13 protein-coding genes are annotated in these 13,916 nt (G+C 73.5%); 4 read left to right on the top strand and 9 right to left on the bottom strand.

Annotated elements, in window-relative coordinates; translation table 11 throughout:
• Positions 1-407: 407 nt before the first annotated feature.
• A complete protein-coding gene (locus ACIBCA_RS13095) occupies positions 408-1,412 on the bottom strand; it encodes a stage II sporulation protein M (protein WP_396282922.1) in 1,005 nt (334 codons plus the stop codon).
• A gap of 317 nt (positions 1,413-1,729) precedes the next feature.
• Here ACIBCA_RS13095 and ACIBCA_RS13090 point away from each other — a divergent pair, with 317 nt between their 5' ends.
• On the top strand, positions 1,730-2,728 hold the full coding sequence (locus ACIBCA_RS13090; RefSeq protein WP_396282921.1) for an RDD family protein: 999 nt from the start codon (positions 1,730-1,732) through the stop codon (positions 2,726-2,728).
• Between the two features lie 36 nt (positions 2,729-2,764).
• Here the strand turns inward: ACIBCA_RS13090 and ACIBCA_RS13085 are convergent, their stop codons facing one another.
• A complete protein-coding gene (locus tag ACIBCA_RS13085) occupies positions 2,765-3,400 on the bottom strand; it encodes a hypothetical protein (RefSeq protein WP_396282920.1) in 636 nt (211 codons plus the stop codon).
• A gap of 113 nt (positions 3,401-3,513) precedes the next feature.
• On the opposite strand from ACIBCA_RS13085, the gene ACIBCA_RS13080 reads away from it, so the two are divergent.
• Positions 3,514-4,026 carry a SigE family RNA polymerase sigma factor gene (locus ACIBCA_RS13080; RefSeq protein ID WP_396282919.1) on the top strand — a complete coding sequence of 171 codons (513 nt, stop codon included), beginning with the start codon at positions 3,514-3,516 and terminating at the stop codon, positions 4,024-4,026.
• Positions 4,023-5,069, top strand: a complete 1,047-nt coding sequence (locus ACIBCA_RS13075; protein WP_396282918.1) for a hypothetical protein — start codon at positions 4,023-4,025, stop codon at positions 5,067-5,069. The genes ACIBCA_RS13080 and ACIBCA_RS13075 overlap by 4 nt, the downstream gene beginning before the upstream one ends.
• A 69-nt stretch (positions 5,070-5,138) precedes the next feature.
• Here the strand turns inward: ACIBCA_RS13075 and ahcY are convergent, their stop codons facing one another.
• From ahcY to ACIBCA_RS13045, 6 genes are all read right to left on the bottom strand, one after another.
• Positions 5,139-6,587 (bottom strand): adenosylhomocysteinase, encoded by a 1,449-nt coding sequence (ahcY, locus tag ACIBCA_RS13070; protein WP_396282917.1) that lies wholly within the window; start codon positions 6,585-6,587, stop codon positions 5,139-5,141.
• Positions 6,588-6,911: 324 nt separating this feature from the next.
• Positions 6,912-7,892, bottom strand: a complete 981-nt coding sequence (locus tag ACIBCA_RS13065; RefSeq protein ID WP_396282916.1) for a cation diffusion facilitator family transporter — start codon at positions 7,890-7,892, stop codon at positions 6,912-6,914.
• Between the two features lie 101 nt (positions 7,893-7,993).
• Positions 7,994-9,232: an SIS domain-containing protein gene (locus ACIBCA_RS13060; protein ID WP_396282915.1), complete on the bottom strand. Its 1,239-nt coding sequence runs from the start codon at positions 9,230-9,232 to the stop codon at positions 7,994-7,996.
• Between the two features lie 72 nt (positions 9,233-9,304).
• Complete coding sequence (locus ACIBCA_RS13055; RefSeq protein ID WP_396282914.1) at positions 9,305-9,487, bottom strand: Trm112 family protein; 183 nt, start codon at positions 9,485-9,487, stop codon at positions 9,305-9,307.
• Positions 9,488-9,595: 108 nt separating this feature from the next.
• Entirely contained in the window at positions 9,596-10,981 is a 1,386-nt protein-coding gene (locus ACIBCA_RS13050; RefSeq protein ID WP_396282913.1) for a phosphomannomutase/phosphoglucomutase, read from the bottom strand.
• A gap of 139 nt (positions 10,982-11,120) precedes the next feature.
• The gene (locus tag ACIBCA_RS13045; RefSeq protein WP_396282912.1) at positions 11,121-11,564 is read right to left on the bottom strand and encodes a DUF3499 domain-containing protein; all 444 of its coding nucleotides are present in this window, start codon (positions 11,562-11,564) and stop codon (positions 11,121-11,123) included.
• Positions 11,565-11,648: 84 nt separating this feature from the next.
• Here ACIBCA_RS13045 and ACIBCA_RS13040 point away from each other — a divergent pair, with 84 nt between their 5' ends.
• Positions 11,649-12,101 (top strand): metallopeptidase family protein, encoded by a 453-nt coding sequence (locus ACIBCA_RS13040; RefSeq protein ID WP_396282911.1) that lies wholly within the window; start codon positions 11,649-11,651, stop codon positions 12,099-12,101.
• A 60-nt stretch (positions 12,102-12,161) separates the two neighbouring features.
• On the opposite strand, the gene ACIBCA_RS13035 is transcribed toward ACIBCA_RS13040, so the two are convergent.
• The gene (locus tag ACIBCA_RS13035; protein ID WP_396282910.1) at positions 12,162-13,910 is read right to left on the bottom strand and encodes a DUF5719 family protein; all 1,749 of its coding nucleotides are present in this window, start codon (positions 13,908-13,910) and stop codon (positions 12,162-12,164) included.
• Positions 13,911-13,916 lie beyond the last annotated feature (6 nt).

The raw sequence follows: 13,916 nt of genomic DNA, 5'->3' as shown, positions 1-13,916 counted from the left end.
TGGCACGCTGTTGAGTTCTCAAGGAACGGACGCTTCCTTCGAGCCGCCTTCCAGCGGGCCCTCCGGGCGCTTCGTTCTTTCGTGTTTCCAGCTTACCAGATGTTTTCCGCTCCGTTTTCCGGAGTTTCATTCATCCGATTCCCGCTGGGGGGATTTCCTTCGAACTTCGCTCCGAAGCCTATCAAAGCTTTCGGTGTGCTCTGTCCGCGGGATTTGCTTCATCCGGGGCGTGCATTTCGTGAAATGCACCTGCCCGATTTCGGCGGTGTCGTAGACACTAACGCCCGGGGCGACCGTTGTCCAGTCGCTCCCAACCGTTGAAACCTACTAGCCCACCCCCACCACGTCAATGGTTTGGCTGAGATGCGAGAAGAGTACCAGGTCAGGGGCCTGGTGATCACATCGGCTCAGGCGGCCACGGGCTGCAGGTCCGCCCGGTCGGCCGCGTCCAGGTCGCCGATTTCCCCGCTCGCGGCGGCCTTCCGTCCCAGCACCAGGGCGTAGAGGAGGAAAGCGATCTCCGCGGCCACGCCGATGGAGATACGGGCCCAGGTGGGAAGGCCGGACGGGGTCACGAAGGCTTCGAAGACGCCGGAGATCGCGAGCACCGTCGCGAGGCCCATCGCCATGCCGACGATGGCCCGGCCCTGTTCCGCCAGGGCCACGCCCCGGGTCTTCGGGCCGGGGTCGATGATCGTCCAGCCCAGGCGCATGCCCAGGCCCGCAGCGACGAAGACGGCCGTCAGCTCCAGCAGGCCGTGCGGGATGAGCAGGCCGAGGAAGATGTCGAGCCGGCCGGCGGAGGCCATCAGGCCGATACCGACGCCCAGGTTGAGCACGTTGGACCACAGGACGTAGATCACCGGGATGCCGAACGCGATCCCGAAGATCAGGCACTCCACGGCGATCCACGCGTTGTTCGTCCAGACCTGCGCGGCGAAGGAGCTGGCCGGCCGGTCCGAGTAGTACGCCTCGTACTCCCCGCCGGGGCGGGTCATCTCCCGCAGTTCGTCCGGGGAGGCGAGGCTGCGGAGCACCTCGGGGTGGGCCGTCAGCCACCAGGCGATCAGGGCGCTGAGCGCGAACGAGACGATCGCGATCGGCAGCCACCAGCGGCGGGAGCGGTAGAGCGCGGCCGGGAAGCTCACCGTGTAGTAGCGGGCGACGTCCTGCCACCCGTTGGTGCGGGAGCCGGTCACCGCCGCCCGGCCGCGCGACACCAGGCCCGTGAGCCTGGCCACCAGGGCCGGGTCGGGCGCGGCGGCCTGGACCTTGGCCAGGTGGCCGGTGGCCCGCTGGTACAGCGTCACCAGCTCGTCCGCCTCCTCGCCGGAGAGGCGGCGCCTGCGGGCGAGGGCGTCCAGCCGGGCCCACTCCCCCTGGTGGGTAACGACGAAGACGTCCAGGTCCATTCGGCGGCTCCAGGGTGGGCGAGGCGCTCGGGGCGGCTCGCGCGGGCGGGCGGGGTACGTACGGACAAGCGCGGCCCAGCATGCCAGGAACCTCCGACGCCGTGGTCGCCGGGATCTCACTTCCCGTGCGACCTCCCGGAGCCGTATGTTTGCGGCTGCGGATCAGAATGCGGAGGGATTGCGATCAACGGGTCGTTGGGGGCCGACCCGCTGCCGGCACCGCCTCGCGTCCGCAGCGCCCTCCCACCGGTCCGCCTCCACGAGGCGGGCTCCATGCGGGGGCCGTACGGCTCCACGAACGTGAACGGACGGGTGTCTTGAGCGACCTGGTGACGGGCGAGGCCGTCGTCCTCGACCTGCAGACGGCGAAGCTCCCCAGCAGAGCCCTGGCGATCCTGATCGATCTGCTGCTGGAGTTCGCCGCGCTGATCGTGACCACGCTCGTCCTGAGCGTCGCCCTGATCGACATCGACCGGGCGGCGCTGGCGGCGGTCTCGCTCGGCCTGACGGTGTTCTTCCTGGTCGCCGTTCCCGTGATCGTCGAGACCCTCACCCACGGACGCTCGCTCGGCAAGGCCGCCCTCGGCCTGCGGGTGGTGCGCACCGACGGCGGGCCGGTCCGGTTCCGGTACTCACTGGTGCGCGCGGGCGTCGGGTTCTTCGAGCTGATCACGTTCGTCGGCTGCCCGGCCGTGATCACCTCCGCCGTGCGGCTGGACGGCAAGCGCCTCGGCGACGTCTTCGCCGGGACGGTCGTCGTCCGCGAGCGCGCCGCGTCCGGCGGCGGCACGACCGCCCCGCTGCCGCCGGTGCACCCGCAGCTGCTGCAGAGCATGGGCCGCGAGCTCGTCGCGATGGACCTCTCCGCCGTGCCGGAGCCGCTCTGGCTGGCGATCCGCCAACTGCTCAGCCGAATAGGGCAGTTGGACCCGGTGATGACCCAGCGGATGTCCGAGAGGCTGGCCACCGACCTGGCCGGCCGCACGGGCCTCGCCGTGCCGCACGGGCTGCACCCCGCTGCCTACCTGGGCGCGGTGCTCACCGAACGCCAGCGGCGGGAGTGGACCCGGGCCCAGGAACGGCAGTGGCGCGCCGCGCAGGCCGCCCAGGCCGCGTACGCCGCCCAGGCCCAGGCGCAGGCCGCCCCCGTACCGGACTCCGTCTGGGACGACCGGCCCGTCCGCGTCCTCGGCGTCCCGGCGGCCCCGGCACCGGCCCAGGCCGCACCCGTCGCCGCACCTACGGCCGCGCCCCTCTCCCTCGAGAAGCCCGCCGCCCCGCCGGCCCCCGACAGCGGCTTCGCACCTCCTGCCTGAGGCCCGCCCGCCTGAGCCCCGCCCGAGAGACGGGACCTACTCCCCGAACTGCGCCGGCCAGGCGTTCGGCGGCGAGGCCAGCTCCTCCAGCTCCACCCCCGCCGCCGCCAGCACCACGTCCCCCGCCAGGTGCACGACCTGCTGCTCCCCCGTGGCCAGGTCCGCCACCTGGTACCGCTCCACCGTCAGCGGCCCCGAGTCCGTCTCGTGCCGGTCCACGCCCTCCAGCAGCCACCCCTGGTCGAGCGTGCGCGGCGCCAGCACGGGCTCGGTGAACGCCACCAGCCGCACCCGGGCGCTCGCCCCCTCCTCCAGCCGCAGCAGCCGCGCGGTGGCGACCAGGAATCCCGGCGATCGCCCGGTGAAGGCGTGCGCCCGGTCGTACCCCTCCGCCGCCTGGGCCCCACCCGGGTCCGCCGCGTCGGTCCGGACCCAGGCCACCCCGTCCACCGCCCCACCACGCACCTGCCAGCCGCCCGCCCGCAGCTCCATCCGCAGCGGGCGGGCCCGCGAGTCCAGCGTCAGGTCGAGGCTCCCGATCACCCGGCCGTCGGGGGCGTAGGTCTTGGAGACGTACCGCCAGCCGGCCGCGCCGGGCGCGCAGCTGAACCGCTCCTCGCCGAGGAGCTCCTGGTCGTGGGTGTCGTGCAGCGAGTACCGGCCGTTGGGCATGCCCGAAGCCTACGTGCGCACTTCGCGTGCAACGTTCCCCGGCCGTCCGCGCATTAGGGGTGTGGACGGCACCGGACCGGTGCCGCCGCCGTCATCGACGAGAGGGGGTGCGGATGGCGAAGCAGACGCGCACCGAGGAGTTCACGGAGTACGTGGCTTCCAGGAGCGGCTGGCTGCGCAGGGTCGCCTATCTGCTGTGCGGGGACTGGCACCGGGCCGACGACCTGGTCCAGGAGACGATCACCAAGCTGTACGTGAACTGGTCCAAAGCCTCGGGGGTCGAGAACCTGGACGGCTACACGCGCCGGATCCTGGTGAACACCTTCCTGGCCGAACAGCGCTCCCCCTGGTGGCGCCGCACCGTCCGCTCGGCCGCCGCCCCCGACGTGGCGGCGGTCGGCGGCGACCTGGACGCCGCCCTCGACCTGCGCCGGGCCCTCGCGGCCCTCCCTCCCCGCCAACGGGCCGCCGTGGTGCTCCGGTACTACTGCGACCTGACCATCGACCAGGCCGCCGAGGCCCTGGGCTGCTCCTCCGGCAACGTCAAGAGCCAGAGCTCCCGCGCCCTGAGCACCCTGCGAGACACCCTGACCCCGCGTACCGCCGTAGTTGAGAGGACGCCATGACCGCCGACGACCGCGACGACCTGACCGCCCGCCTGACGGCTCTCGCCGACGAGGCCGCGCCGCCCGCCCGGCTCGACACCGCCCGCTCCATCGCCGAGGGCACCGCCCGGCGGCGGCGTCGCCGGGGGATGCTGATCGGCGCGGCCGCCGCCGTCACCTGTGCGGTGGTGGCGACCACCGCGCTCATCGCTCCCGGCACCGGTTCCGGCGACGTTCCGTCGGTCGGCAACCTTGCCGCCGGCGCCCCGGCCGTCTCCACACCCACCCCGCACCCGGCCGGAACCGACCCGCTGGTCGCCGACTTCCGCTTCGGCTGGCTGCCCGACTGGGCCGACGGGGAGAAGAACATCACCTACCGGGCCGGCGCCGACGGCACCTACGGCGATGTCCTCTCCACCGACCCCGGGTCCCGGATGATCACGCTCTCGATGTACCCCGCCGGTGTGGTGCCGCCGACCACCGCCCCCGGCGGCACCGGGCCCGGGACGCGCGACGCCGCGCCGGTCAACGGGGCGACGGCCCACTGGACCGTGCAGGCCGGGTCCTCCGACGAGAGGAACACGCTGCGCTGGCTCACCCCCTCGGGGCGCTGGGCCGAACTCTCGGGCTTCGGCGAGAAGCCCGGGGCCGTCCCCGAGGAGACCCTGCACAAGGTCGCCGAGAACATCACCTTCGGCCGCTTCGCCGTCCCGCTGCCCGTGCGCTTCACCGGTCTGCCGGAGACCTTCAAGGTCACCGGCGTCCAGCTCTCGCGGCCGGACTGGTCCGGTCCGTCCGTCTGGAGCCTGCGGGTGGACTTCCGGCTGGACGGCAAGAGGGTCTCGGTGGTGCTGCGCCCCGATGACGGGGGCGCGAGCGGTTCCCCCTCCGGCACGCCGGGCCCGCCGCTGGAGGCGGTGCGCAACGGCGTCCGGATCTCGATCACCACCGACGCCGGCGTGCCTCCCACCCTGGAACAGCTGGGCGGCCTGCCCTGGCTGCTGACCCGCACCGAGGCCGTCGGCCTCGACCAGGGCGCCTGGACGACCGACGTCCTCCGCTGAAGGCGGCCGAACACGCCGGTGGCCGGCACCCCCGCCGAGGGGGTGCCGGCCACCGGACGTGTCACCGCGTCAGTAGCGGTACTGCTCCGCCTTGTACGGGCCCTCGACCGGGACGCCGATGTAGTCGGCCTGCTCCTGGCTCAGGGTGGTGAGCTTGACGCCCAGGGCGTCCAGGTGGAGGCGGGCGACCTTCTCGTCCAGGTGCTTCGGGAGGACGTAGACGCCGATCGGGTACTGCTCGGTCTTCGTGAACAGCTCGATCTGGGCGATCGTCTGGTTCGCGAAGGAGTTGGACATCACGAAGGACGGGTGGCCGGTCGCGTTGCCCAGGTTCAGCAGGCGGCCCTCGGAGAGGACGATGATGGTGCGGCCGTCGGCCTTGCGCCACTCGTGGACCTGCGGCTTGACCTCGGTCTTCACGACGCCGTCGAGCTGGGCCAGGCCGGCCATGTCGATCTCGTTGTCGAAGTGGCCGATGTTGCCCACGATGGCCTGGTGCTTCATCCGGGCCATGTGGGAGGCCATGATGATGTCCTTGTTGCCCGTGGTGGTGATGAAGATGTCGGCGATCTCGACGACCTCGTCCAGGGTGGTGACCTGGTAGCCGTCCATCGCGGCCTGGAGCGCGCAGATCGGGTCGATCTCGGTGACGATGACGCGGGCGCCCTGGCCGCGCAGCGACTCCGCGCAGCCCTTGCCGACGTCGCCGTAGCCGCAGACGACGGCGACCTTGCCGCCGATCAGGACGTCGGTGGCGCGGTTGATGCCGTCGATGAGCGAGTGGCGGCAGCCGTACTTGTTGTCGAACTTCGACTTGGTGACCGAGTCGTTGACGTTGATGGCCGGGAACAGCAGCTGGCCGTCGCGGTGCATCTCGTACAGGCGGTGGACACCGGTGGTGGTCTCCTCCGTCACGCCCTTGATCGTGGCGGCGACCTCGGTCCACTTGTTCGGGGTGTCCTTGAGCGTGCGGTTCAGCAGCTCGAGGATGATCCGGAACTCGTCGTTGTCGGCGGTGGACGGGTCCGGCGCGGAGCCGGTCTTCTCGAACTCGACGCCCTTGTGGATCAGCAGGGTGGCGTCGCCGCCGTCGTCGAGGATCATGTTCGGGGTCTTGCCGTCAGGCCAGGTCAGGGCCTGCTCGGTGCACCACCAGTACTCCTCCAGCGTCTCGCCCTTCCAGGCGAAGACCGGGACGCCCTGCGGGTTCTCCGGGGTGCCCTCCGGGCCGACCGCGATGGCGGCCGCGGCGTGGTCCTGGGTGGAGAAGATGTTGCAGGAGCACCAGCGGACCTCGGCGCCGAGAGCCGTGAGGGTCTCGATCAGCACGGCGGTCTGGATGGTCATGTGCAGCGAGCCGGTGATGCGGGCGCCGGCCAGCGGCTGCGCGGCGGCGTACTCGGCGCGGATGGACATGAGGCCGGGCATCTCGTGCTCGGCCAGCTGGATCTCCTTGCGGCCGAACGGCGCCAGGGAAAGGTCAGCGACCTTGAAGTCACCGGTGATGTCGGTCGACATGCGTCTGCTCCTCGCTGCTGGGGTGGGGAACGGCCAAAGGTCCGGGTGCGCTGCGCAGCACGACGGCCCGCGCGGGTGCACGGACGCGCCGGGGCGGCCGGCCCCGGGGTACGGGTCGGCTCCCTGCTACGCGGCACAAACCGTCGGAGGACCTCTCTCCCTCGACCGGCGCACACCCTACGGGCGCGGACCACCGATCGACCGCCATCAGCAGCGACGTCTTGGCTCTGGTGACGAATCTACACGCAGGCCGCGCCGGGCGTTCCCGTATGACCGAATCCGGCCGGACGGGCGATCACCCGCCGGTCGGTGTCCGGCCGGTGCTCAGTGCCCGTCCGCCGTCGGCCCGGGGCCGCCCGGGGTGGCCGCCGGGTCCTCCCCGGCGGCGGCCTTCTCGGCGCTGTAGACGTCCGGTTCCAGGTAGATCGCCCGGGCGATGGGCACCGCGTGGCGGACCCTCTCCTCGGCCGCGTCGATGGCCTGCGCCACCCGGGCGGCACTGTCCTCGGCGTTGACGGCGATCTTCGCGGCGACCAGCAGTTCCTCGGGGCCGAGGTGCAGGGTGCGCATGTGGATCACGCCGGTGACGGTCTCGCCGTCGACGAGCGCGGTGCGGATGCGCGCCACCGAGTCCCGGTCGGCGGACTCGCCGAGCAGCAGCGACTTGGTCTCCAGGGCGAGCACCACGGCGATCAGCACCAGCAGCACGCCGATGCAGAGGGTTCCGACGCCGTCCCAGACCCCGTCGCCGGTGATGACGGTGAGCGAGACGCCGAACAGCGCGAGCACCAGGCCGATCAGCGCGCCGGTGTCCTCCAGCAGCACCACGGGCAGTTCGGGCGCCTTGGCCGTACGGATGAACTGCGTCCAGCTCCGGCTCCCCTTGGCCTTCTCGGACTCCTGCACGGCGGTGCGGAAGGACCAGCCCTCCATGACGATGGCGAAGAGCAGCACGCCGACGGCCCAGCCCCAGGCGTCCAGCTTCTCGGGGTGGGTGATCTTGTGCCAGCCCTCGTAGACCGCGAAGAGGCCACCGACGCTGAACAGGACGATGGCCACCAGAAAGCCGTACACGTAGCGCTCGCGGCCGTACCCGAACGGGTGCTCCTCGTCCGCCGCCCGGCGCGCCCGCTTGCCGCCGATCAGCAGCAGCACCTGGTTGCCGGAGTCGGCCACCGAGTGCACGCCCTCGGCGAGCATCGAGGACGACCCGGTGAAGCCGAACGCTGTGAACTTGGCCGCCGCGATCGCCAGGTTCGCGGACAGCGCCGCCACCAGTGCCTTCGTCCCACCCTCAGTACTCATGCGTCCGCCTCGCTGCGCTCGGCGGGGGCATTCGCCCATACGCACCCATCGATTGTTCGCTCGCTTCGCTCTCTCACGCCGACAACTTAGCGGCAGCAGCCTCAGGACTGCGCAGCGGCGAGGCCGAGGTAGACGGCGGCGAAGTCGGTGAGCGCGACGAGGTCGGCCAGGGCGTGGAGCTGCTCCGGCCGGGTGCTGGCGTACTCGGTGAGGCGGACGTCGTGGGCCGCGGCGAGGCGGTGGGCGCGGCCGGCGCCGAAGCTGCGCGGGCGGTCGTCGTCCTCGGGCACCTCGGCCGGGCCGTCGTTCTCCTGGTCCGCCGTGCCGGGGGCGTGGCGCAGCAGCAGGACCTGGAGGTGCAGCGGGTCGGGCTCGTCCACGCGGTCGCGGAAGAAGTCGTCCGGGTCGGCGCCGGCGCCCAACTGGCCGGTGAACATGCCCCGGTGGGCGGTGAGCACCTGCGGCAGGGCCCCGGCCAGGGCCGGGCGGCCGGCCCGCTCGGCGAGCTGGGCGGCGAAGCGGGTGGCGGCGGCGCCGGCGATCGGGCCCTCGGCCCACAGCAGCGGGACGGTTCCGGCCAGGCGGGCGGCCAGGCCCTTGGCGGGGTTGGTGTACGCGGCGGCGTCCGGCCGGCAGCGGACGGCGGTGGCGTCCAGCAGGTCGGCGACGGCGGGCAGGGCGTCGTACGGGAGCTGGGTGAGCCCGATCTTCTGGGCGAGCGCGATCAGCGGGGTGAGGTGGGACCACAGCGCGGCCGGGTCCTCGGCCGGGAGGTCGGGTTCGGCGGCCACGACGGGCCGGTCCTCGTCGGGCTGCGCGGCGGTGACGTACGGCAGCGGCAGGGCCCGGACCTGGAGCGCGGCCCCGGCCAGCGGGCTGCCGGGCGGGGCGGTGACGACGAGGGAGCAGCCTCGGGCGTACGCCTGCTCGGCGAGGCCGATCAGGCCCGTCTCGCCGCCGTCCGCCGAGCTGATCACCAGCAGGTCCAGGGGGCCGACCCAGCCGGGCAGCTGCCAGCCGAGCCCGGCGGTGAAGGCGGGCCGGGCGCCGGAGCGGTCGGCGCGCGGGGCGGACGCCTCGGTCGGCGGCAGCGGGACGACCAGGCTGGCGCTGCCGGCGAGGGCGGCGAGGATCTCACCGGCCGTCAGGGCGCTGCCGTGGCCGGCGACGAGGACGGCGCGGGGGCGGCCGTCCGGGCTGAGCCGGTCCAGGCCGGCCGCGTCGGCCTCGCGCAGGGCGGTGCGCACGCGGGCGCCGGCGCCGGCCAGGGCCAGCAGGGAGCGGTCGCGGTCGGCGCGCTGGAGGGCGGCCGGGTCGTCGAGCAGGGTGTCGTCGAGCATGCGGCTGGCCTCCGGGCGGCTGTCCTGGGAGCGCGGGGAAGGGGAAGGGCCGGGGAAGGGGAAGTGCCGGGCTCAGCCCTGGCGACGGGCCTCGTCCACCAGGAGGACGGGGATGCCGTCGCGGACCGGGTACGCGAGGCCGCAGTCGGTGCCGGTGCAGATCAGCTCGGGGTGCTCCTCGGTGCCGCCCTCGGTGAGCGCGGCGCGGCACTGCGGGCAGACCAGGATCTCGAGCAGGAAGGATTCGAGCTTCACGGTGCTCTCCAAAGTTCGGGGGTGGCACGGCGGTGCCCCGGCCGATAGGCAACCCTACCGGCCGGGGCACCGCGGGCCCGAGTCAGGCGCTCGGTGCGGGTGCCGGGTTCAGCCCCGGACGATGGCGAGCACGCCGTCGCGCAGCTCCGCCATCTTCGCCGGGTCCTTGGCCTCGACGTTCAGGCGCAGCAGCGGCTCGGTGTTGGAGGCGCGCAGGTTGAACCACCAGTCGGGGCCGGCCACGGTGAGGCCGTCCAGCTCGTCGACGGTGGTGCCCTCCAGGTTGCCGTAGGAGGAGCGGACGGCGGCGGTGCTGGCGGCCTGGTCGGCGACGGTGCTGTTGATCTCGCCGGAGGCGGCGTAGCGGTCGTACTCGGCGGTGAGCGCGGAGAGGGTGCCCTCCTGCCCGCCGAGCGCGGCCAGCACGTGCAGCGCGGCGAGCATGCCGGTGTCGGCGCGCCAGAAGTCGCGGAAGTAGTAGTGGGCGGAGTGCTCGCCGCCGAAGACGGCGTCGGTGACGGCCATCTCCTGCTTGATGAAGGAGTGGCCGACGCGGGTGCGCACCGGGTTGCCGCCGAGCTCGCGGACCACCTCGGGGACGGTCCAGGAGGTGATCAGGTTGTGGATGATCGTCGGCTCGTCCTCGCCGGCGGCCTTGGCGCGGGCGATCTCGCGGGCGGCGACCAGGGCGGTGATCGCGGACGGGGAGACGGGCTCGCCGCGCTCGTCGACGACGAAGCAGCGGTCGGCGTCGCCGTCGAAGGCGAGGCCCACGTCGGCGCCGACCTCGCGGACCTTGGCCTGCAGGTCGACGATGTTCTTCGGGTCGAGCGGGTTGGCCTCGTGGTTGGGGAAGGTGCCGTCCAGCTCGAAGTACATGGGGACGAGCTCGATCGGCAGGCCGTCGAAGACGGTCGGCACGGTGTGACCGCCCATGCCGTTGCCCGCGTCGACGGCGACCTTGAGCGGGCGGACGGCGCTGAGGTCGACCAGGCCGAGGAGGTGGTCGGCGTAGCCGCGCAGGGTGTCCTGCCCGCTGAGCACGCCGGGCTTCACGTCCTTGGCGGGGACGGTCACGGTGTCGTCCTCGGCCGTCCAGGACTCGACGAGCTCGCGGATCTCGGACAGGCCCGTGTCCTGGCCGACCGGGGCGGCGCCGGCGCGGCAGAGCTTGATGCCGTTGTACTGCGCCGGGTTGTGGCTGGCGGTGAACATGGCGCCGGGCAGGTCGAGCTTGCCGCTGGCGTAGTAGAGCTGGTCGGTGGAGCAGAGGCCGATCTGCACCACGTCGGCGCCGTACGCGGCCGCGCCCTCGGCGAAGGCCAGGCTGAGCGAGGGGGAGGAGGGGCGCATGTCGTGGCCGACCACGATCGCGCTCGCTCCGGTGACCTGCACGAACGCGGCGCCGAAAGCCCGGGACAGGCTCTCGTCCCACTGGTCCGGGACGACGCCCCGGACGTCGTACGCCTTCACGAGCTGCTTGAGGTCGCGCACTGCGGCTCCACCTGGTCTCTGTAGTGGTCGATGTGGTCGGTCACGAAGGGCCACCGGCCGCTCAATGTCGACAAGCCGCGGTGGCGGTAGCACCGGCAGCGTACCTGTGCCGGGAGAACGGTCCGTGACGCGCCGGCCGTCAGTTGTCGGGCGAGCGCAGGACCCTCAGGTGGCCTCTTCGGCCGGCCTCGGTGGACTCGCCCTCGGGGGAGCGGCCCTGACGGGGGGTCTGCGGGCGGGCGGCCTCGCGGACGGCGTTGGCCAGGGCTTCCAGGTCGTCGCTGCTGCGGCGCAGCGGGCCGGCCTCGGCGGCGAGCCGGACGACCTCCCAGCCGCGCGGAGCGGTGAGGCGCTCGGCGTGCTCGGCGCACAGGTCGTAGCAGTGGGGCTCGGCGTAGGTGGCGAGCGGGCCCAGCACGGCGGTGGAGTCCGCGTAGACGTACGTCAGCGTCGCGACGGCCGGCCGGCCGCACGCGGTCCGCGAACAACGACGTACAGAGCTCACGAGGGTGGACGGTACCGCACTCCTTGCCGGGGCGCGAAGACCGCCTGTCCGGAGGGTGTCCCGTGTCGTCCTCCGCACGCCGCGGCACGCGCCCCCGCCCCTGGCGTTTCCCGGCCGGAGTGGTCCACTTCCGTCCGTCCAAGGACTACGCTCGGCAGTGATATGGACAGCTCCGCACCGCAGTCATCGACAGGGCCCTCGCGCCGCCCGCGGCACCGCGACCGGCACGGCAGGGGGCTGCGCGGGCCGCTGGCACCGCCCCAGGTGCCGATCTCCCTCACTCGTTCCGAACTGTTCGACGACTACGTGCGCGAGTCGGTGGAACGGCTGGAGCGGCGGTGGCCGCAGCTGATCGAGGTCGAGTTCGCCGTCCAGGAGGTGCCGCTGCACGAGCCGGACGCCGCCGACGCGGAGGACGGGGTGCCGCTGGGGCGGGTCTCGCCGGGCGGGCAGGGGCGCAAGAGCCAGATCGTCGTCTACCGGCGGCCGGTGGAGATCCGGGCGAAGACCCGGGAGGACCGGGCGGCGCTGGTGCACGAGATCCTGATCGAGCAGGTCGCCGAGCTGCTGGGGCTGTCGCCGGACGCGATCGACCCGCGCTACGACGAGGACTGACGTGATGTGACGGAAGGGGGCGGGCACCGACTCGGTGCCCGCCCCCTTCGTGTGTGCGGGTCAGCGCAGGACGACGCCCGGGTCCTGGGCGGCCTGCGGGACCTTGACGGTGCTGCGGTCGTCGCGCAGGGACTGGACGGTGAACATCGGCACGTCCTTGGCGGGGATCGCGAGCATCCGGGCGGCGACCACCGGGCCGCCGGAGGCCGTCTCCACGGTGAGCGCGAAGGCGCCGTTCAGCCCGGCGGGCTCGGGCGCGGGGATGGCGACGGTGCCGCCGGCCGGGATCTGGACGTCCTTGGTCGCCGGGGTGCCGCCGCCGGTGCCCGCCGAGGCGGTGACCTTGACGGTGGCGGCGTCGCCGGTGGAGGTCAGGAAGAGCGTGGAGGCCCCGGCCCGGTTGTCGGCGACGGTGGCGCGGGCGCCGACCGGGGCGGCGCCGGTGAGCCAGGCCGCGTCGCTCTTGCCGCCGGCCCCGGCGCGGTCGACGCGCAGGCCCGCCACGATCGGGGTGGCGTGCTTGTCGTCGCTGGGCGACAGCCGCAGGCCCGCGACCTCGTCGCGGGTGACCTTGCCGAGGTCGACGGCGGCGACCTGGCCGGCCTTGACGTGGATGGACTCGTTCCCGGCCGGGGTGAACCAGCCGTTCTTGCCGGAGAGCTGGACCTTGAGGTCGGCGTCGTCCTCCGGCGGGGCCCAGACGACCAGGCGGGCGGAGGAGGTGTCGGCGGGCAGGCCCGGCATCACCTGGGTGGGCGCGGGGTCGGCCGAGGCCGGGATCCAGTCGGCGCCCTTGGCGCCGTCGGCGGCGTGCAGGGCGGCGCCGACCCGGCCGGAGCGCACGACCACGTGCACGGCGAGGTCGGTGACGGCGCCCTTGCTGAGGGTGGGCAGCAGGATCGACTGGGAGCTGCCGGGGGCGACGGTGAGGCCGTTGGCGGCGTCGTTGTCGATCAGGCCCTTGTCGCCGTACAGCTTGAGGTCGACGACGGCGGCGGTGGACTCGGTGTTGACCAGGCTGACGTAGTCGACCCGGTCCCCCGCGGTGCTGGCGCCGGCGAACCAGAAGCTCGTACCGGCCGGGGTGCAGGTGAGGCCGGACATGCCCTGGCCGCGCTGCTCGGTGACGACGGTGGTCTGGGTGACGGTGAAGCCGGGCGCGAGGGCGCCGGTGGCGACGGCTCCGACGCCGGGGGCGGCGTCGCCGTTGGCGGCGGGCACGGCGACCGGGGCGCCGGGCTTGGCGAGGGTGAGCCGGGCGTCGGAGGGCGCGGTGCTCTTGCCGGGAGCGGCGGCCGGGGTGCCCGAGGCCGTCGGCGCCGCGGTCCCGGCGGGGGCGGCCGGCGGCGTGGCGGGGGGCGTGGCCCCGGCCGTCGGGGCGGCGGCGGGCGCGGCCGGGGCGGCCGCGTCCGAGAGCCAGCCGGCGCCGCCGGTGGCGGAGCCGGTGCCGGGCGGGCTGTAGGCGGTGAGGGTGGTCGCGCCGGTCAGGCCCTGGAACGGCTGCGGGCAGACCGCCGAGGTCCGCTCGACCTGGGCGGTGGTCGGCGCGACGCCGTCGGCCTTGGCCGGGGCCGCGGGCGGGCGCGCCTCGGCGATGCCGAACACGGCGGCGAGCACCACGGCCGCGGCCAGCAGCGACTGGGTGGTCCTGGCGCCGCCGGCGAACCGGCTCGCCCCGGCGGGGGCGGGGGCGGGGGCGGCGGCGTACGACCCCTGCGGCGCGTACGACTCCTGCGACCCCTCGGACTCCTGCGGCTGGGCGCCGCCGGCCTCGGGCGCGGACTTCTTCCGGAATGCGGGCTTCTTCATCGCGGG

Source organism: Kitasatospora sp. NPDC051170 (genome assembly GCF_044455705.1).
Taxonomy (GTDB): domain Bacteria; phylum Actinomycetota; class Actinomycetes; order Streptomycetales; family Streptomycetaceae; genus Kitasatospora.
Note: the sequence above shows the minus strand (reverse complement) of the source record. Positions and strands in the feature narration are given on the sequence as shown.

What these genes read in the sequence shown, in the direction of transcription:
- ACIBCA_RS13095 (WP_396282922.1), bottom strand. Translation starts at nt 1,412, where the DNA reads ATGGACCTGGACGTCTTCGTCGTTACCCACCAGGGGGAGTGGGCCCGG.
- ACIBCA_RS13065 (WP_396282916.1), bottom strand. Translation starts at nt 7,892, where the DNA reads ATGAGTACTGAGGGTGGGACGAAGGCACTGGTGGCGGCGCTGTCCGCG.
- ACIBCA_RS13075 (WP_396282918.1), top strand. Translation starts at nt 4,023, where the DNA reads ATGACCGCCGACGACCGCGACGACCTGACCGCCCGCCTGACGGCTCTC.
- ACIBCA_RS13040 (WP_396282911.1), top strand. Translation starts at nt 11,649, where the DNA reads ATGGACAGCTCCGCACCGCAGTCATCGACAGGGCCCTCGCGCCGCCCG.
- ACIBCA_RS13060 (WP_396282915.1), bottom strand. Translation starts at nt 9,232, where the DNA reads ATGCTCGACGACACCCTGCTCGACGACCCGGCCGCCCTCCAGCGCGCC.
- ahcY (WP_396282917.1), bottom strand. Translation starts at nt 6,587, where the DNA reads ATGTCGACCGACATCACCGGTGACTTCAAGGTCGCTGACCTTTCCCTG.
- ACIBCA_RS13035 (WP_396282910.1), bottom strand. Translation starts at nt 13,910, where the DNA reads ATGAAGAAGCCCGCATTCCGGAAGAAGTCCGCGCCCGAGGCCGGCGGC.
- ACIBCA_RS13085 (WP_396282920.1), bottom strand. Translation starts at nt 3,400, where the DNA reads ATGCCCAACGGCCGGTACTCGCTGCACGACACCCACGACCAGGAGCTC.
- ACIBCA_RS13080 (WP_396282919.1), top strand. Translation starts at nt 3,514, where the DNA reads ATGGCGAAGCAGACGCGCACCGAGGAGTTCACGGAGTACGTGGCTTCC.